The 17359-nt window shown below is 74.0% G+C and carries 17 protein-coding genes; 6 read left to right on the top strand and 11 right to left on the bottom strand.

Going from position 1 to position 17359, the window contains the following annotated elements:
- Window positions 1-10 precede the first annotated feature (10 nt).
- A complete protein-coding gene (locus Asi02nite_RS17635) occupies window positions 11-1339 on the top strand; it encodes an AI-2E family transporter (protein WP_203714255.1) in 1329 nt (442 codons plus the stop codon).
- 4 nt (window positions 1340-1343) lie between these two features.
- Here Asi02nite_RS17635 and Asi02nite_RS17630 read toward each other — a convergent pair whose 3' ends face one another.
- Together Asi02nite_RS17630 and Asi02nite_RS17625 are read right to left on the bottom strand one after the other, a co-directional pair.
- The gene (locus Asi02nite_RS17630) at window positions 1344-1991 is read right to left on the bottom strand and encodes an NAD(P)H-binding protein (protein ID WP_203714253.1); all 648 of its coding nucleotides are present in this window, start codon (window positions 1989-1991) and stop codon (window positions 1344-1346) included.
- A gap of 10 nt (window positions 1992-2001) precedes the next feature.
- Window positions 2002-2796, bottom strand: a complete 795-nt coding sequence (locus Asi02nite_RS17625; RefSeq protein ID WP_203714251.1) for an AraC family transcriptional regulator — start codon at window positions 2794-2796, stop codon at window positions 2002-2004.
- Window positions 2797-2859: 63 nt separating this feature from the next.
- On the opposite strand from Asi02nite_RS17625, the gene Asi02nite_RS17620 reads away from it, so the two are divergent.
- Window positions 2860-3426: a TIGR03086 family metal-binding protein gene (locus Asi02nite_RS17620; protein ID WP_203714248.1), complete on the top strand. Its 567-nt coding sequence runs from the start codon at window positions 2860-2862 to the stop codon at window positions 3424-3426.
- Here Asi02nite_RS17620 and Asi02nite_RS17615 read toward each other — a convergent pair.
- Genes Asi02nite_RS17615 through Asi02nite_RS17595 form a run of 5 tightly spaced genes read right to left on the bottom strand, consistent with a single transcriptional unit; the run spans window position 3392 to window position 6958 of the window.
- Complete coding sequence (locus Asi02nite_RS17615; RefSeq protein ID WP_203714245.1) at window positions 3392-4522, bottom strand: lipocalin-like domain-containing protein; 1131 nt, start codon at window positions 4520-4522, stop codon at window positions 3392-3394. The genes Asi02nite_RS17620 and Asi02nite_RS17615 overlap by 35 nt on opposite strands.
- An 11-nt stretch (window positions 4523-4533) precedes the next feature.
- On the bottom strand, window positions 4534-5355 hold the full coding sequence (locus Asi02nite_RS17610; protein WP_203714243.1) for an NAD-dependent epimerase/dehydratase family protein: 822 nt from the start codon (window positions 5353-5355) through the stop codon (window positions 4534-4536).
- Window positions 5352-5744 (bottom strand): cupin domain-containing protein, encoded by a 393-nt coding sequence (locus Asi02nite_RS17605; RefSeq protein WP_203714242.1) that lies wholly within the window; start codon window positions 5742-5744, stop codon window positions 5352-5354. Before Asi02nite_RS17605 ends, Asi02nite_RS17610 begins: the two co-directional genes overlap by 4 nt.
- 16 nt (window positions 5745-5760) lie before the next feature.
- The gene (locus tag Asi02nite_RS17600) at window positions 5761-6651 is read right to left on the bottom strand and encodes an RNA polymerase sigma-70 factor (protein ID WP_203714240.1); all 891 of its coding nucleotides are present in this window, start codon (window positions 6649-6651) and stop codon (window positions 5761-5763) included.
- A gap of 28 nt (window positions 6652-6679) precedes the next feature.
- On the bottom strand, window positions 6680-6958 hold the full coding sequence (locus tag Asi02nite_RS17595; protein ID WP_203714238.1) for a sigma factor: 279 nt from the start codon (window positions 6956-6958) through the stop codon (window positions 6680-6682).
- A 102-nt stretch (window positions 6959-7060) separates the two neighbouring features.
- Between Asi02nite_RS17595 and Asi02nite_RS17590 the strand changes: the two genes are divergently transcribed.
- From Asi02nite_RS17590 to Asi02nite_RS17580, 3 genes are all read left to right on the top strand, one after another.
- Entirely contained in the window at window positions 7061-9604 is a 2544-nt protein-coding gene (locus Asi02nite_RS17590) for a DUF4062 domain-containing protein (RefSeq protein ID WP_203714236.1), read from the top strand.
- 97 nt (window positions 9605-9701) lie between these two features.
- Complete coding sequence (locus Asi02nite_RS17585; RefSeq protein ID WP_203714234.1) at window positions 9702-12659, top strand: glycosyl hydrolase; 2958 nt, start codon at window positions 9702-9704, stop codon at window positions 12657-12659.
- 138 nt (window positions 12660-12797) lie between these two features.
- Complete coding sequence (locus tag Asi02nite_RS17580) at window positions 12798-13673, top strand: alpha/beta fold hydrolase (RefSeq protein ID WP_203714232.1); 876 nt, start codon at window positions 12798-12800, stop codon at window positions 13671-13673.
- On the opposite strand, the gene Asi02nite_RS17575 is transcribed toward Asi02nite_RS17580, so the two are convergent.
- Genes Asi02nite_RS17575 through Asi02nite_RS17560 form a run of 4 tightly spaced genes read right to left on the bottom strand, consistent with a single transcriptional unit; the run spans window position 13674 to window position 16237 of the window.
- Entirely contained in the window at window positions 13674-14009 is a 336-nt protein-coding gene (locus Asi02nite_RS17575; RefSeq protein WP_203714229.1) for a DUF952 domain-containing protein, read from the bottom strand.
- Window positions 14006-14563: a GNAT family N-acetyltransferase gene (locus Asi02nite_RS17570; protein ID WP_203714227.1), complete on the bottom strand. Its 558-nt coding sequence runs from the start codon at window positions 14561-14563 to the stop codon at window positions 14006-14008. Before Asi02nite_RS17570 ends, Asi02nite_RS17575 begins: the two co-directional genes overlap by 4 nt.
- A gap of 13 nt (window positions 14564-14576) precedes the next feature.
- Entirely contained in the window at window positions 14577-15395 is an 819-nt protein-coding gene (locus Asi02nite_RS17565) for an ABC transporter permease (RefSeq protein ID WP_203714212.1), read from the bottom strand.
- Complete coding sequence (locus Asi02nite_RS17560; RefSeq protein WP_203714210.1) at window positions 15392-16237, bottom strand: ABC transporter ATP-binding protein; 846 nt, start codon at window positions 16235-16237, stop codon at window positions 15392-15394. The genes Asi02nite_RS17565 and Asi02nite_RS17560 overlap by 4 nt, the downstream gene beginning before the upstream one ends.
- 125 nt (window positions 16238-16362) lie before the next feature.
- Between Asi02nite_RS17560 and Asi02nite_RS17555 the strand changes: the two genes are divergently transcribed.
- Window positions 16363-17298: a GbsR/MarR family transcriptional regulator gene (locus Asi02nite_RS17555; RefSeq protein WP_239126780.1), complete on the top strand. Its 936-nt coding sequence runs from the start codon at window positions 16363-16365 to the stop codon at window positions 17296-17298.
- Window positions 17299-17359: the final 61 nt, after the last annotated feature.

Here is a 17359-nt window from a genome sequence, read left to right as displayed (position 1 = left end):
CGCAGTGCGCATGACGTGGGTCGACTCCGTCCGGCAGCGGGCGCGCAGCAGCTTGAGCACCGCCGGGCGGCGGGGTGGACCGCCGCCGTTCACCCCGAACCAGCGGCTGGCGCCGCCCGCACCGCCGCCGGTGGTGCTGGTCGACAAGCAGCCGTCGATCGACGACGGGATACCCCGGGGCATCCGGGTGGCGGGCGCGTGGGCCTGGCGGATCGTGCTGTTCGTCGCGGCCGCGTACCTGTTGCTCCGGGTCATGGGGATTCTCCGGATCGTGCTGATTCCCGTGGTCGTGGCGATCCTGCTCGCGGCGTTGCTCGAGCCGGTCGCGGCGGCCATGCGCCGCCGCGGGATGAACAGGTCGCTGGCGGCCGCGCTGGTGCTGCTCGGCGGGCTGATCGTCGTCTTCGGTGGGCTCAGCCTGATCGTGCAGACGTTCATCTCGCAGTTCGACGACCTCTCGGACCAGGTCGGGCAGGGCATCGACGAGGTGCAGACCTGGCTGGCGAACAGCCCGCTGCACCTCTCGCAGGCCCAGGTCAACGACGCGATCGAGCAGTTGCAGCGGCAGTTCATGGACAACCGGGACAGCCTGGCCACCGGGGCGCTGAGCACGGCGACCACGGTCGGCGAGGTCGTCACGGGGTTCTTCCTGGTGCTCTTCACGCTCTTCTTCTACCTGCGCGACGGCGAGTCGATCTGGACCTTCCTGTGCCGGCTGCTGCCGCGGGGCGCGCGGGTGCCGGTGGCCCGGGCCGGGCACTACTCGTGGCACACGCTCGTCTCGTACGTGCGGGCCACCGTGCTCGTGGCGTTCATCGACGCGGTCGGCATCGGCATCGGCCTGGCGGTGATGGGGGTCCCGCTCGCCCTGCCGCTGGCGGCGCTGGTGTTCCTCGGCGCCTTCATCCCGGTGATCGGTGCGACGGTCAGCGGGGCCGTGGCGGTGCTGGTCGCCCTGGTCACCCAGGGGCCGATCAGCGCGCTGATCGTGCTGGCCATCGTGATCGGGGTGCAGCAACTCGAAGGGCACGTGCTGCAGCCGCTGATCATGGGGCGGGCGGTCGCGTTGCACCCGCTCGCCGTGATCCTCGCGATCGCGACCGGTGTCGTGGTCGGCGGCATCGTCGGTGGTCTGGTGGCCGTGCCGATCCTGGCCGTGGCCAACACCGCGGTCCGCTATCTCGTCGAGCATCCGACGGGCGAGCCGACGCCGGACCACGAGCCACCGGGCACGGAGCCGGCGGGGGAGGACGACGACGAGAAGGACGACGACGTGACGGACGACGACGAGCCGGAGTCGTCCACGGTGGAGCTGCCGGCCGACCCCGCCCCGCGCTGAGGAGCTAGAGAGCGCCGATCGCCTCGTCGATCGGTGTGTCTCCGCCGGTGACCTCGAACTGCCGGCGCACGGCCAGGTTGCCGGTCAGGACCGCGGCGATCGACGCGGCCACGTCGGCGCGGGGGATGCTGCCCCGGGCGACCGTCTCGCCGACCGTCACCTTCCCGGTGCCGGGCTTGTCGGTGAAGCCGTCCGGGCGCAGGATCGTCCAGTCCAGGTCGCTGCCGCGGACCGCGGCATCGGCCGCGCTCTTCGCCTCCAGGTAGACCTCGAAGTCGTCGTCGAGGGACGGGTCGAAGTCGTCGGCGCCGATCGCGGAGAGCACCACGAACCGGCGCACGCCGGCCGCGGCCGCCGCCGCGGCGAGCAGGACGCAGGCGTCCCGGTCGACCGTCCACTTGCGAGCCGGGCCGCTGCCCGGGCCGGCGCCGGCGGCGAACACGGCCGCGTCCGCGCCGTCCAGGGCGGCGGCCACGTCCTCGCGGGACACCTTCTCCAGGTCGAGGACGACGGGCTCGGCCCCGGACGCCACCACGTCGGCGGTGTGCGCGGGGTTGCGGATGATGCCCACGACCGTGTGGCCGCTGTCGGCGAGCCGCCGGTTGAGCAGCCGGGCCACCTGCCCGTGGCCGCCGGCGATGACGATCCTCATACCCGCGACGCTACTCCGGCCCCGGCGCGGCGCCGGGCTGGGCACGCGCGTAGCGGGCCGGCGGCTCGCCCACCACGGCCGTGAAGTCCCGGGTCAGGTGGGCCTGGTCGGCGTAGCCGAGGCGGGCGGCCAGGGCGCCCACGTCGAGGTTCTCGCCGCGCTCCGCGGCCGCGGCGGCCGCCTCGTGCAGGCGGTACCGGCGGATCACCCACTTCGGGCCGACGCCGACGTGGTCGGCGAAGAGGCGCTGCATCGTCCGCGCGCCCACACCGAACGCGTCGACGAGGTGGTCGACCCGGGTGACGGCCGGGTCCTCGGCGGCCCGGGCGGCGATCGCCTCGACGGTGCGCGCGGCCGGGTCCGGCTCGGCCGGGGCGCGCGCGGTGAGGAACCCGTCGAGCAGCGCCGCGGCGTCCGCGTCGGAAGCGGCCAGGACCGCGTCGGCGGCCAGGTCGGGGAACACCTCGTCGACCGGCAGGAAGCGGTCGGTGATCGTGGCTACGGGCGCGCCGAGGAACGGGCGGAACCCGGTCGGCCGGAACCGCACGCCGAACACCCGCCCGGTGCCGGTCAGCACCTCGGTGAACCGGCCGCGGGGCACGCCGGTGACGCGGCAGCGGCCGGGCAGGAAGGTGACGTTCACGGCCGGGTACGTGAGCACCGCCTGCTCGTGCGGCGCCTGCCCGCGCAGGTCCCAGTGGATGATCCAGTAGTGCGCGACGTAGGGCGCGAGCGCGGCGGCCGGCGCCCGGGTGCTGAACCGGAACGCCCGGTGCGCCCGCCCGGCGTGCAGGATCCCCGGCATCCGCCCAGGCTATGTCGCGTTTGTTCAAGCCCCGGCACCGGCCGTCGGCCTAGCGTGGTCCCCATGCACCTCGACTCCGTGATCTCCGACGCGACCGGGCGTACGGGCGCCGTGCTGCGCGCCGTGACCCCGGCCGACCTGGCCGCGCCGACGCCGTGCGCGCAGTGGGACGTGCGCACGCTGGTCAACCACCTGCTCCAGGTGGGCAGCGCGCTGGCGCTGGCCGGGCGCGGCGGGCCGGTGCCGGGCGAGCTGTGGGCCGCGGAGCTGATGGACCCGGAGTTCGCGGACCGCTTCGACACCGACGCCGCCGACGCGCGGGCCGCTTGGGCGGAGCCGCCGGCGGGCCCGATCACCCTGGGCGCGTACGAGATGCCGCCGGCCGCGGTCGCCTCGATGCTGGCCGCCGACCTCACGATCCACGGCTGGGACCTGGCCCGGGCGACCGGCCAGGACTACGCGCCCGAGCCGGGCACCGTCGAGCTGACCACCCGGTTCATGGCCGAGATGGTCGAGCAGGGCCGCGCCCGTGGCATCTTCGCCGATCCGGTCCCGGTCGCCCCGGACGCGGGACCGTTCGCGGCCGTGCTCGCGGTCAGCGGACGCGATCCGCGGTGGCGGAAGCGCTGACAGCGGGCGTTCCGGCGCGCTCCGGCCGGGCGCGGCCGAAGTACATCAGCTCCCAGATCGCCTCGTCGGCGACCTGCTCGACCAGCCGGCCGTCGCGGTGGTGCGCGATCGTGAGCACGCCCGCGAAGCGCAGGTAGGCGCCGTCGAACCGGGCCAGCCGGGCCGCGGCCCGCTTCCACCACGGCAGGTCGCCGGTGAGCGGGTTGCGGACGAGGTCGCGCTCCCGGTCGAAGGTCACGACGTAGGTGTCGGGCCCGTCGACGTAGGTGTAGCGGACGATCCCGGCCACGGGCTTGCCGGTCTTCGGATCCGTGTAGACGTCCTGCCGCTCGAACGTCAGCTTCGCCGGGTCGTCGCCGATGATCCGGCCGTCGCGGGCCAGCATGAAGATCGGGATCTCGTGGAAGCCGTACGTGGCCGTCGCGGTGATGAACGACGCGATCACCGTGTACGGCCCGGCCTGCCCGCGCCCCCAGTACCAGTCGTTGACGATCTTCAGCAGGCCGACGTTGCCCCAGTTGTGGTCGTGGTAGCCGACCCCGGTGACGTCGTGCCGGACACCCGCGACGGTGTACGAGCCGCGGACGGTGCCCTGCGGCACGGCGGGCAGCCAGCTGAACTCCAGGTCCCGCACCGGCCCGAAGAGCATGTGCCCGGTCGCCGGGCGCCAGGCGGGCACGTCGGCGGTCAGCGTGAGGTCGACCTGGACGTCACCGGCGGTCGCTTCGATCCGGTAGTCGCGCAGGCCGTACCCGGTGAAGTGGTTGCCGGGCCACATCCGCACGTCGGTGCGCCCGCGCAGCGCCGACCACTGCGCAGCGGGGACCGCGATCGTGTGGTTGCTCGTGGTGCCGTCGGGCAGGTCCACATTGACCCGAAGCTGCGGGGCGAGGCCGCCGCCGGTCGCGCTGAGGTCCTTGTTCATGAACACCACGACGACCTTCGCGCCGTCGTCGAGGTGGGCGTCGAAGTACCACCACTCGTAGGTTCCCGCCCGCCCGTCGGTGCGGGCGCCGTCCTCCCACTCCCGCACGGCGTCGCGCTCGAGCCCGAAACGCTCGTAGTCGTCGCTCATGACGGCCAGTCGGTCCGGCATGACTCCTCCTCTCACAGGCCGGCGAACCCGGTCCGCCAGGACGGGTACGCGGGCTTCCAGCCGAGTCCTTCGCGGGCGTGGCGGTTGCTGGCGCCGCGGGCCCAGGCGTGCGGCCGCTCGCCGGTCGACACGGGTGGCGCGGGCACACCGACCGCCGCGCAGAACGCGGGCACCCACTCGGCGGCGGGCGCGGGCTCGTCGTCGCAGACGTTGACCGCGCCGCTGGGCCAGTCGAGCGCCTCGGCCGCGGCCGAGGCGGCGTCGTCGACGTGCAGCAGGCTGCTCACGTCGGCGTCCGCCCGGACCGCGCCGGCCGGCGCCCGTTGCGCCATCAGGCCCCCACGGGCGAACCAGGTGTCCGGGCCGTAGAGCGTCCCGTAGCGCAGCACGACCCATTCGGGCGCCTCGCGCACCGCCGCCTCGAGCGCCGCGACACCGGCCACACTGGTCCGGCGCGGTTCCGGGGCGCCGGCGTCGAACGGCGTGTCCTCGGTCGCCGGCGCGAGGCCGGGTTCGTACGCCCAGGCGATGCCCTGCGCCACGATCCGCCGCACGCCCGCCGCCAGCGCCGCGTCGACGAGGTTGCGGGTGCCGACCTGCCGCAGCCGCGAGTTGGCGGCGAGGTCGCCCGAGGCGAGCGTGGTCACCTGGTGCATGACGACGTCCGGCCGGGCAGCGGCGACGGCCGCCATGACACCGTCGCGATCGAACAGGTCGACGGCGCCCGGCCCGGTGCGGGCGAGCGGGACGACCTCGTGGCCGCGCGCGGCCAGCAACGGCCCGAGCCGCCGCCCGATGACGCCGGTCGCACCGGCGAGCAGGACCCGGGTCATGGCCGCGGGGCGCGCAGGTGGCGCCGGGCTTCGAGCTCGTCCGCGCCGACCAGCACGAGCATCTCCTGGTCGGGCGCGCAGACCATCACGACCAGGAACGTGGTCGGCCGGTCCGGCAGGTTGTTGGCGGCCTGGTAGTGGATGACGTCGCCGCCCGGCTCCCAGAACGCCTCGCCGGCCTTGATCACCCGCTCCGGCTCGCCCTCCAGCTCGAAGATCATCTCCCCGTCGAGCAGGTAGCCGAACACCGGACCGGAGTGCCGGTGCGGCGGTGAGCCCGGGTCGCCCGGCGGCAGCTCGATCGTCGCCGTCATCACGTGCGAGCCGGCCGGGAGCAGCGGCGGCAGCGCCGTGCCCAACAGCTCGACCTCGTTGTTGCCCAGTTTCATGCGTACGACTCCTCGGTCATTCCTGGTGCTGGAAGCGGGACAGCTTCTCGGGGTTCAGGGTCAGCAGGACGCGTTCGATGCCGGCGTCGGAGGCGTCGATCGCGATCAGGGCGACCGCCTCGCCGTCGTGGGACGCGAGGATCGCCGGCTGGCCGTTCGACTCGACGATCTCCATGTCCAGGTCGGCGCCGTACTTGCGCCAGAGGCCGACGATGTAGCGCGCCACGTTCTCGCGGCCGACGATCGGGTGCGGTGCGGCCCGGACGGTGCCGCCGCCGTCCGCGTACGAGGTGGCGGTCTCGGCCAGCAGCCGCTCCAACTGGTCCAGGTCACCGGCGCGGGCCGCGGCCAGGAACGAGCGCAGCAGCCGGCCGTGGTCGGCGCGCCCGACGGTGGCCGGCCGCTCCTCGGCGAGATGCGTGCGGGCCCGCCGCCCGAGTTGCCGCGCGTTCGTCTCGGACGTGCCGAGCACCTCGCCGATCTGCCGGAACGGGTAGTCGAACGCCTCGTGCAGCACGTACACCGCCCGCTCGGCCGGCGTGAGCCGCTCCAGCAGGAGCAGCAGCGCGAGCTCAAGCGACTCGTCGCGCTCCGCCCGGAACACGGGGTCGGCGGCCGTGTCGACGGGCTCGGGCAGCCACGGTCCGGGATAGACCTCGCGGCGGGCGCGGGCCGACGTCACGGCGTTGAGCGCGAGCCGGGAGGTCGTCGTGATCAGGAAGCCCTCCGGGTCGCGGACCCGGTCGCGGTCGGTCTGCTGCCAGCGCAGCCACGCGTCGTGCACGACGTCCTCGGCGTCCGCGACGGTGCCGAGCATCCGGTACGCGATGCCGAACAGCCGCGGCCGCACGGCGCCGAACGCCTCCAGCGCGCCGTCCAGGGTCCCCAGTCTCTCTGGCCTCTCCATCACCGTTCGCCCCGTTCCTCGCATGGCTCTACGACCGCCGCCGCCGGGCGCCGGTGCACAGACACGTACCCCTGCGCCGCGGTCCTACGACGCAGCCGCGCACCAGCGTGGTGACCAGCCAGGACAGCGGGTCCGCCACGCGTTCCCGCGCGGCCGGCGGCATCGTGTACCAGCGCGCGTACGTGGCGCGGACCGCGTGCTCCGCGGCCTCCCGGTCGCCGATCAGGCCGTACGCGAGGATCTCCAGCAGCCGCCGCTCGGCGACGACGGCCCGCAACGCGCTGGGCAGGCGGGGTTCCGACACCATGGCCACCCTCCTCGCTTCCACTCACCAGATACGGACCGAGCGGCCCCGCGATTCGTGACATCCGGCTCCGCGGCTCTGGATAGGCTGGTCAACGGGGTCGATATGCCCGAAATCCGTACGCCTGACCAGCGGTTGCGGGTTTTCGTCAGCTCGACGATGAACGAGCTGTCGGAGGCCCGGGTCGCCGCGCGGCGGGCCATCGAGCAGCTGCACCTCACGCCGGTGATGTTCGAGCTGGGTGCCCGGCCGTACCCGCCGCGCGACCTGTACCTCGCCTACCTGGACCAGAGCGACGTCTTCGTCGCGATGTACGGCGAGAGCTACGGCATGGTCGAGCCGGGCCGCGAGGTGTCCGGCCTCGAGGACGAGTTCCTCGCCGCGAAGGGCAAACCCCAGCTCGTGTACGTGCAGCGCCCGGCGCCGCACCGCGAGCCGCGGCTGACCGAGATGCTGGAGCGGGTGGCCCGCGGCGGCGTCTCCTACCGTACGTTCGCGCACCCCGACGAGCTGGTCGGCCTGATCGGCGGCGACCTCGCCCTGCTGCTCAGCGAACGCTTCGGCGGGACGACCGGCGCACCCGCACCCGCCGAACCCGCCGAACCCGTCGAGCCCGTTCGCACGCCGCGCCGGCTCGGTGGGACCAACACGTTCATCGGGCGCCGGCGCGAGCAGAAGGAGCTGCGGTCGCTGCTGCGCGGATCCGGCCCGCGGGTGGTGACGCTGGCCGGGCCGGGCGGGATCGGCAAGACCCGCCTCGCCGTCGAGGTCGTGGCGGCCGTCGCCCGCAGGTTCGAGTCCGTGGCCACGGTGGAGGTCGACCAGCTCGCCTCGGCCCGCCAGGTGCCGCCGGCGATCGCCGCCGCGTTGGGCGTGCCCGACACACCCGGCCTGTCGGTGCTCGACGCGGTGGCGGGCTCCGTCGACGGGCACCGGACCCTGCTGCTGCTCGACGGCTTCGAGCACGTGCTGGACGTGGCGCCGATGGTCGCCGAGCTCGTCGCGCGGACGTCCCGGCTCACCGTGGTGGCGACCAGCCGTGAACCCCTGCACCTCACCGGCGAGCACGTCTTCGAGGTGCCGACGCTCGGCGTGCCGGACTGGGCCGACAGCACCGCCACCGCGCGCAGGGCGGACTCGGTGCGGCTGTTCGCCGACCGGGCCGCGGCGGCCGGGGTGCGGCTGCGGTTGGACGAGTCCGCCGTGCGTACCATCGCGGAGATCTGCCGACGGCTCGACGGCCTGCCGCTGGCCATCGAGCTGGCCGCGCCGCGGACCCGGCTGCTGGACCTGCCCGACCTGCTGGCGCGACTCGACAGCAGCTTCGACGCGCTCGGCGCAGGCGCCCGCGACATGCCGTCGCGGCAGCGCACGCTGCGCTCGACGATCGCCTGGAGCTACGACCTGCTCGACCCGCCGGACCGCACGCTGTTCGCCCGGCTCGGCGTGTTCGGCGGCAGCTTCCGCCTCGACGCGGCGGAGACGGTCTGCGACGCGGCGTTCGACGACGTGTCGTCCCTTGTGGACAAGGCGCTGCTGCGCCCGGACCACTCGGTGCCCGGCGAGCCCCGGTTCAGCATGCTTCACGTCGTTCGCGACTTCGCGACCGAGCGCCTGGCGGGGACCGGTGAGGCCGAACAGCTCCGCAAGCGGCACGCGGAGCACTTCCGCCGCCTGGCCTTCGACATCGGCGCGTCGCTCGCCGGCAACGACCGCATCCGGCCGCTGGTGCTGACCTGTGTGGCCGACCGGGACAACTGCCGGCTCGCCCTGCGCTGGTTCGTCGACAACGGCGACGCCGGGTCGGCGGTCGGCATGGGCCTGGCCATCTGGCCGCTGCTGTTCGACCAGGGTCTCGCCGTCGACGTCCAGGAGGCGATGGACCGGGCGCTGGCGACCGACCTGAGCGCCGACGACCGGGCCAACGCCCAGCTCGTGCTCGGCATGCTGGCGTTCCTGCGCGCCGACTACGGCCGGGCGGCGGAGGTGCTGCCGGCGGCCCGCGCGCATTTCGTCGCGCGCGGCGACGAGCGCGGGGCGGCCACCGCGTCACTCGTGTTCGGCACGATCGACGCCGCGACGGACCCCGACGAGGCCGACCGGGAGCTGCGCTCCGCCGTCGACACGTTCCGCCGGCTCGACGACCGGTGGTGGCTCCTGCTGGCCCAGCTCTCGCTCGGCCTCGCCCGGGTGACCATGCACCGGGAGGACGCCGCGATCCCGCTGCTCGAGGCCGGTGTGCGGGACGCCCGTGAGGCGCAGGACGACGTGCTGTTCAGCAACGGGCTCATCGGGCTCGCGCTGGCGCACCTGCACACGGGCGACCTCGCGCTGGCCGGCCGGCAGTTCGGGGAGGCCCTCGAGCGGGCGGTCGCGTTCGGCAGCCGGGAGACGATCCCGCGGGCGCTGGACGGGCTCGCCGCCGTGGCGGAGCGGACCGGTGACACCGACCGGGCCGCGACGCTGTTCGGTGCCGCCGAGGGCGTGCGCGGGACGGCCGGGACCGACATGTGGGGTGTGGACCGGGAGGACCACGCGCAGACCGGCCGGCGGTTGCGGGCCAGCCTCGGGGACGAGCCGTACCGCCGTCTCACCACCGGCGGCGCCGCGCTGGCCCTGGACGACGTGCTGGAGCTGGCCACCCTGTGAGAGCGCTCTCTCGCCCACTGAGATGCCATTGACATCCGCCGCTGGGTTTGGTGACCTGCTCTGCAATAGAACGCCCCCGACCGTCCCCGGAGGCACCATGAAACCGTTCTCTCATCGGTGGCGCGCGCCGGCCGCCGTCCTCGCCGTGGCCCTGGTGACCACGGCCCTCTCGTTCACGATGCTCGACCCCGCCGGCGCGGCACCGCTGGGCGCCGGCAGCTACGCCACCAGCCGTCCCGCCGGCGGCGCGGCGCCCGTCGCCTGCGCCGGCGTCTCCGCGAACCCCCGCCTCTACGTCACCGGCAACGCGCCTGCCGGGGCGGTGCCGACCAACGACTGGTGGTCGTCGCTGCTCTACAAGCGCGACAACGCGAGCTGTCAGTTCTCGGCGCCGCTGCACGCGCACCCGATGTCGTTCCAGCCGGCCGGCGACGGCCTCGGCGTCTCTTACACCACCACGCCCACGATCTCGGGCACGCCGACGACCGTGGGGGAGTACCACTACCCGTACAGCCGGGAGTTCACCCTCGGCGTCGCCGGGCTCAGCTCGCCCGACGTCAAGGTGGACGGTTGGACCGACTGGACCGTCTCGCCGTACTGGGCCGGCAACGGCCGCACCCTGCGCGCGACGATCGGGCACGGCCTGCCGTTCGTGTACGCCCAGGTGACCGGCGGCAACGCGGTGCTCTCGTTCCCGAGCACGCCGGCCGTCTGGGTCAACAGCGGCAACCGGGTCGGCTTCACGATGCGCGGGCACGACTACGTCGCGTTCGCGCCGACCGGTGCCACCTGGACCGTCAGCGGCACCACGATCACGTCCACACTGGCCGGTCGGGGTTACCTGTCGGTGGCGCTGCTGCCGACGACCACGTCGACGCCGGCGGCCGAGCGGACCGCGCTGGCCGACAGCTACGCGACCTACGCGCACCGGCACGTCACCGGCACCACGGTGAGCTGGTCGTTCAACCAGGCGACCAGCAGCGTCAACGCGACCTACGCGTTCGCCACCACCGCCCGCGAGGGCTCCGGCGGAGGCACGGTCGCGAGCCTCTACCCGCACCAGTGGAAGAACCTCGCCTCGGGTACGCCGATCACCCCGACCTACGTCTCCGCGCGCGGGCCGATGCGTACCCTCGTCGGGGTCTCGTCCTTCACCACCGCCATCCGGTTCAACGGCGTGCTGCCCGAGGTCCCGGCCGTCGCCACGTCGACCGGCGCCGACCTGACCACCCTGGGCACGCTGCTCGACCAGGTGGCCAACGGCGACCCGCTGGCCGGCGTGGGCAACGACACCTACTGGACCGGCAAGGGTCTCGGCCGGGCCGCCCGCCTCGCCGAGATCGCCGACCAGCTCGGGCGCACCACCCAGCGGGACCGGATGCTCTCGGCGATCCGCACGCGGCTCACCGACTGGTTCACCGCCTCGGCGGGCAAGACACAGCGCGTCTTCGCGTACGACGCCGCCTGGGGCACGCTGGTCGGCTACCCGGCCTCGTACGGGTCCGACACGGAGCTCAACGACCACCACTTCCACTACGGCTACTTCATCGCGGCGGCCGCCACGCTGGCCCGGTTCGACCCGGGGTGGGCGGCGCAGTCGCAGTACGGCGCGATGGTCAACCTGCTGATCCGCGACGCCAACAGCTGGCAGCGGTCCGACACCATGTTCCCGTTCCTGCGCGACTTCGACATCTACGCCGGGCACGACTGGGCCGCCGGGCACGGCGCGTTCGGCGCGGGCAACAACCAGGAGTCGTCGTCGGAGGGCATGAACTTCGCCAACGCCCTCATCCAGTGGGGCATCGCGACGGGCCAGCCCGCGGTCCGCGACGCGGGCCTGTTCATCTACACGACCCAGGCGCAGGCGATCCAGGAGTACTGGTTCGACTCGTCGGACAGCAACTACCCGGCGGCGTTCGGGCACAGCACGGTCGGCATGGTCTGGGGCGACGGCGGCGCGTACGCCACATGGTTCAGCGGCGAGCCCGAGATGATCCAGGGCATCAACCTGCTGCCGATCACGGGCGGGTCGCTCTACCTGGGCCAGCGGCCGTCCTATGTGAACACCAACTGGGACGAGCTGGTCCGCAACAACGGCGGGCAACCGACCGTCTGGCCGGACGTGCTCTGGTCGTTCCGCGCCCTGGGCTCGGGCGGTGCCGGTGACGCGGCCCTGGCGGCGTGGCGGGCGAACCCGGGCTATCCGCCGGAGGACGGCGAGACGCGGGCGCACACGTTCCACTGGCTGCGCAACGTCGCCGCGCTCGGCACGGTCGACACCTCCGTCACGGCGGACACGCCGCTGTACGCGGTGTTCACGAAGAACGGCGCGCGGACCTACGTGGCGACGAACGCGACGGCCAACCCGGTGACGGTGCGGTTCTCGGACGGGCGCACGCTCACGGTGGCCGGCGGCCGCACGGCGACGACCGGCGCGTTCACCTGGAGCGGTGGCGGCGGGGTGTCGAACCCGCCGACCGGCGGACCGACGGACCCGCCGACCTCGAACCCGCCGACGTCGAACCCGCCGACGAGCAACCCGCCCACGAGCAACCCGCCGGTGGGCTCGAACCGGTTGCTCGTCCGCTCGGGCGGTGCGTTGTCCACATCGGCCGGTGGCGCGGCGACCACCGTCACGCTGGCGGCGGCCAACGGCAACTGGGACGGCACGCCGCACAACCCGGCCACGTTCACGCTGTGCGGGCTGCGCGGCCCGGTCAGCGGCACGACGGCGTTCCAGCTCCACGTGGACGCCGGGGGAGCGGTGGCGCAGGGCGTGCAGGCCCGGGTCTCGTACGACCCGGCCGGCACGGGCACGTTCAGCCGGGTGGAGACGTACGCCTACTTCGCCACGGATCCGGTGCCCGGCACCGAGGCCTACACGCAGGCGGCGGGGCTGCGGTCGTCGTCGGGCACGCTCGCCGCGATGACGGGCGGCTGCGCGAAGCTCGAGGTCTGGAACGCGATCGGCAACGCCCCGACGACGGTCCGGGTGGACGCCACCGCCACGGAGGGGAGGCAGTCCACGGTGACCGTGCCGTTCACGGTCTCCTGACAGGCAGGGGTTCCCGCGGGCCAACGGCCTGCGGGAACCGCCTACGCGCGGGTTCCCGCGGGCCGACAGCCTGCGGGAACCCGCCTTCGCTCGCTAAATGGCGGGCGTCCGGCGGCGGGCGGCCGCTACCGTGCCCGCATGCTGGACGTGCGGGAGCGGTTCGTCGACTCCGGGCCGCTGCGGATCTGGACCGAGCGGGTCGGCGATCCCGCGCTGCCCGCGGTGCTGATGGTCATGGGGTCCGCCGCGCAGGGCGTCAGCTGCCCCGACGAGCTGGTGGCGCGGCTCGTCGCGCGGGGCGTCCAGGTGATCCGGTTCGACCATCGGGACACCGGGCGGTCCAGCGTCGTCGACTTCGACGCCGATCCCTACACGATCCCGGACCTGGCCCGCGACTGCCTGGCCGTGCTGGACGGTTACGACCTCGGCTCCGCCCACGTGGCCGGGGCCTCCCTCGGGGGCATCATCGCGCAGTGGCTGGCGGTGCACGCCCCGGAACGGGTCCGGTCGTTGACGGTGCTGTCCAGCTCACCGATGGGTCATGACCCGAGCGCCGCGTGGGCGCGGGCCCGGGCCGGGGAGCCGGCCGACCCCGACGACCTGCCTCCGCCGTCGGCCGAGTTCCTCGCGCACCTGGCCGCCGGGCCGCCGCCGGGTGTGGAGTCCGACGTGGCCCTGTTCCGGGTCTTCAACGGGCCCGTCCGGCCGTTCGACGAGGCGGCCGCCCGCACGATGCTGGAGCTGGCGCTGTCCCGGGCCACCGACCCGGCGGCCGCCGCCAACCACCACCGGGCCGTGTGGCTGGACGCCCCCGACCTGCGCGCCCCGCTGTCGTCGATCACCGCCCCGACCGCGATCGTCCACGGCGACCAGGACCCGGTCTATCCGCTCGCCCACGGCGAGGCCCTGGCCGCCGCGATCCCGGGCGCGGTGCTGCACGTCGTCGCCGGGATGGGTCATGTCCTGACCTCGCCCGGCCTGCCCGAGGAGGTCGCCGACCTGATCCGGCTGTGACTACAGAGCGGCCGCCACCGCCTGGTCGACCGGGATGTCGTCGCGCAGGCTGATCACCGCGACCACCGCCGTCAGGGGCATCGGCCCGTAGAGGTGCGGGAACAGGGCGCCGCCGCGGGAGACCTCCCAGCGCAGGGCCGGGCCGAGCACGTCGGGGTCGACGGCGAGCATCGTCAGGTCGGTCTGGCCGGCGAACACCCGGGCCGCCGTCTCCACGACCTGGTCGGCCGCCGAGAAGTGGATGAAGCCGTCGCCGCGGTCGAAGTCGGAACCCTCGTAGACCCCGGCGGCCTCGGCGGCGCGCCACTCCGCGGTGGCCAGCAGCTTGTAGATCACCGGGCCGAGCCTACCGGCGCCGTCGGCACCCAGAAGCGGAGTTTTCCGTGGCGTTCGTCCTCGAGCACGCCGCCGTTCGCCTCGATCACCTTGCGCGAGCCGACGTTGTCGACGTCGCAGGTGACCAGCGCCGACGGGATGCCGAGCGCGTGGGCCGTGGGCAGCGCGGCCCGCAGCATCGCGGTCGCGTGACCGCGCCGGCGGGCGGTCGCCCGCACGTCGTACCCGATGTGCCCGCCGTACTCGCGCAGCCAGTCGGTGAGCCGGTGGCGGATGGCGAGCCGGCCGAGGTAGTCGGTGCCGTCGACCCACCAGAGGGTCGTGGCCGGGACGAAGTGCGCCGGCCGGGGCGACTCCTCGAGGGCATCGGCGCGCAGCGCGTCGACGTAGGCCCGGAACACGGCCGGGTCCGCCCAGCGGTCGCCGTACTCCCTGATCTCTCGCCCGATCATGGACTCGTCGTCGGGTGCGCCCCGCCCCTCGGCTTGGAACTCGGCCATGGCGGTGCGGAACGAGTCGTGGACGTCGGCGGTGGGTGACACGAGTGCGGGCATGCGGAGCTTCCTATCACCCCACGCGCTGCAGCGCGCGGTCGCGTCGGGCCGCCACCAGCGAGCCGGACTCCCGCCGGGCCATCCGGCGCAGCACCGGCGGCGCGAGCAGCAGCCCCGCGACCGCCCAGGCGCCGAGCACGCCGAGCGTCTCCAGGTGGCGCCCGGAGTCGCCGATCTCGACCACCACGGCCGCGTCCGGGAGCAGGGCCGCGCGCATGCCGAGGCCGAGCCAGTAGAACGGGAAGACCTGCGCGACCGCCTGCAGCCAGCCCGGCAGGGCCGCGAGCGGATAGAAGATGCCGGAGATCGCCACGACGCCGAGGATCGGCAGGGTGAGCAGGCTCTGGCCGCGGGCGCTGCCGAACGCCGCGCCGAGCACGATGCCGAGCGGCAGGGTGGCCACCATGGCCAGGGCCAGCAGCCCGATCACGGCGGGCCAGCCGCCGGTGACCAGGCCCGGCACGAGCAGCGCGGCCGGGACGAGGAAGATGACCAGGTCGGCGAGGAGACCGCCGCCGACGAGGAGCAGGGTGCCGATCAGGTACGCGGGCATGCCGTGCGGTGTCGCCCGGGCGCGCAGCAGCGTGCCGTCCTCGCGGTCGGCGGTGAGCTGCTGGCTCAGCGAGATCATGCCGAAGGCGGCGTTCATCCCGAGGATGCTCGGCACCGCGAGCGCGCCCAGCGAGAAGGCGCCGAACTCGCGGCCGCGCAGGGCGACAACGGCGCCGACCATCAGCGCCGGCCAGAGGACGTGCGAGAAGATCTCGGCGCCGTTGGCGAACGACTGGCGGAGCAGGATCAGGCCGCGCCGCCAGCCGTTGCGCAGGGTCATCGGGTCACCTCGGCCTTCCGCACCAGGGTCAGGTAGGTCGCCTCGAGCGAGGCGCGGCGCACCTCGAGGTCCGCGAGCGCCGCGCCGTGGGTGGCGAACAGGTCGCGGACGAAGGCCGTCGAATCGGGCGTCGAGCGGGTGAAACGCGCGTCCCCGACGCGCCAGCGGACCTCGTCGGCACCGACGATCGACTGGGCGAGCCGGTCCGGCGACCCGGACGCCACCACCCGTCCCTGGTCGAGGATGACGATCCGGTCCGCGAGCCGCGCCGCCTCGTCGAGGTCGTGGGTGGTCAGCAGCACCGTGGTCTCCAGGCCCGCGACCAGGTCGTGGAACTCGCGCCGGGCGACGGGGTCGAAGCCGGCGGTGGGCTCGTCGAGGAAGAGCACGTCGGGCCGGCCGACCACGCCGATCGCCACGTCGAGGCGGCGGCGCTGGCCGCCGGAGAGGGTCCGGATCTTCTGGCCCGCCTGGTCGGTGAGCCCGACGGCGGCGAGCAGCGGGTCGACCGGCCAGGGCCGCGGGTAGTAGCCGGCCAGGTGCGCCAGCAGTTCCCGGACCCGCCACTTCGCGTGGTCGCGCCAGGACTGCAGCACGATGCCGACCCGGGCGCGCCAGTCGTCGCCGCCGAGGAACGGGTCGGTGCCGAGCACCGCGACCCGCCCGGCGGTCCGGCGCCGGAACCCCTCCAGGATCTCGATCGTGGTGGTCTTGCCCGCGCCGTTGGGGCCGAGGAGGGCCACCGTCTCGCCGGCGCCGACCTGGAACGTCACGTCGTGCAGCACCTCGGTCGCGCCGTACCGCATCCGGATGCCGTCGACGTCGATGACCGTCGTCGTCATACCGGCGGACGGTAGTTTTCGTTTACGGTGCCGTCAACGCTAGAGTCGTTTGCTGACAAGGAAATCAAGGAATCATTGCAATGGCGATGAGGGTGTACGCAACGGGCCGTTGCAATGGGATGACGGTGAACGCAACGGAGGTCGCGATGCCGGGCGGCAGGCTGACGCACGACGAGCGGGTCGCGATCGCGGCCGGGCTCTCGGACGGCCACGGCTACGCGGAGATCGCCCGCGGGCTCGGCCGGCCGACCTCGACGGTGACCCGGGAGGTGTCCCGCAACGGTGGCGCCCGCGGTTACACCGCCGACCGGGCGCACCGGGCGACCGCCCGCCGGGCCCGCCGGCGGCAACCGGCGACGGTCCGTGCCGACCGGCCCGACGACGCCGAGGCGCGGCAGGCGTTCGTCGAGGAGTTCGCCGACCTGCTCGCGGCGGCCGGCATCCCGCGGATGGTGGCCCGCGTGCTGTCCAGCCTCTACACCAGCGACACCGGCGCGCTCACCGCCGCCGACCTCGTGGAGCGGCTGCGGGTCAGCCCGGCGTCGGTGTCCAAGGCGGTCGGCTACCTCGCGGCGCTCGACCTGCTCCGCCGCGAGCGGCTCGGCCGGCGGGAACGCTACGTGGTCGACGACGACGTCTGGCTGCGCGCCTGGGCCGGCAACGCGAAGGTCCACCTCCTGTGGGCCGACGCGGCCGCCCGCGGTGCCGTCCTGTTCGGCGCGGACACGCCCACCGGCGCCCGGCTCGGGGAGATGGGTGGGTTCTTCGGCCGGCTCGCCGACGACATGTCCGGCGGCCCGGACGACGCCGCGGTCGGCGACGTGCGCACCGTCACGGCCGCGTTGGTGCAGGTCGGTGGCCCGTTGACGCGCGCCGCGCTGGCCACCGGGCTCGCCTGGCCGGCCGACCGCGTCGAGGCCGCCCTGCACGACGCCGTTCGCCGCGCCGACCTGACAGGTCCGGTGCTGGTGCGCCGGATTCGCGGCGCGCGTTATGTCGCGACGCCCCGGCTCACCGCCGCCCAACGCGACGCATTGACCGCCGTCGCGCAGTCAGCCTGATGTCACGCTGCGGTTTCTGGCCGAAAGTGTCATGGTGATCGTCTCATCGGTAGGACATTGT

The sequence above is a fragment of the Asanoa siamensis genome (genome assembly GCF_016862555.1).
In the GTDB taxonomy this organism is placed as follows: Bacteria; Actinomycetota; Actinomycetes; order Mycobacteriales; family Micromonosporaceae; genus Asanoa; species Asanoa siamensis.
The sequence above is the reverse complement of the archived record's forward strand: the minus strand, read 5'-3'. Positions and strand labels throughout refer to the sequence as shown.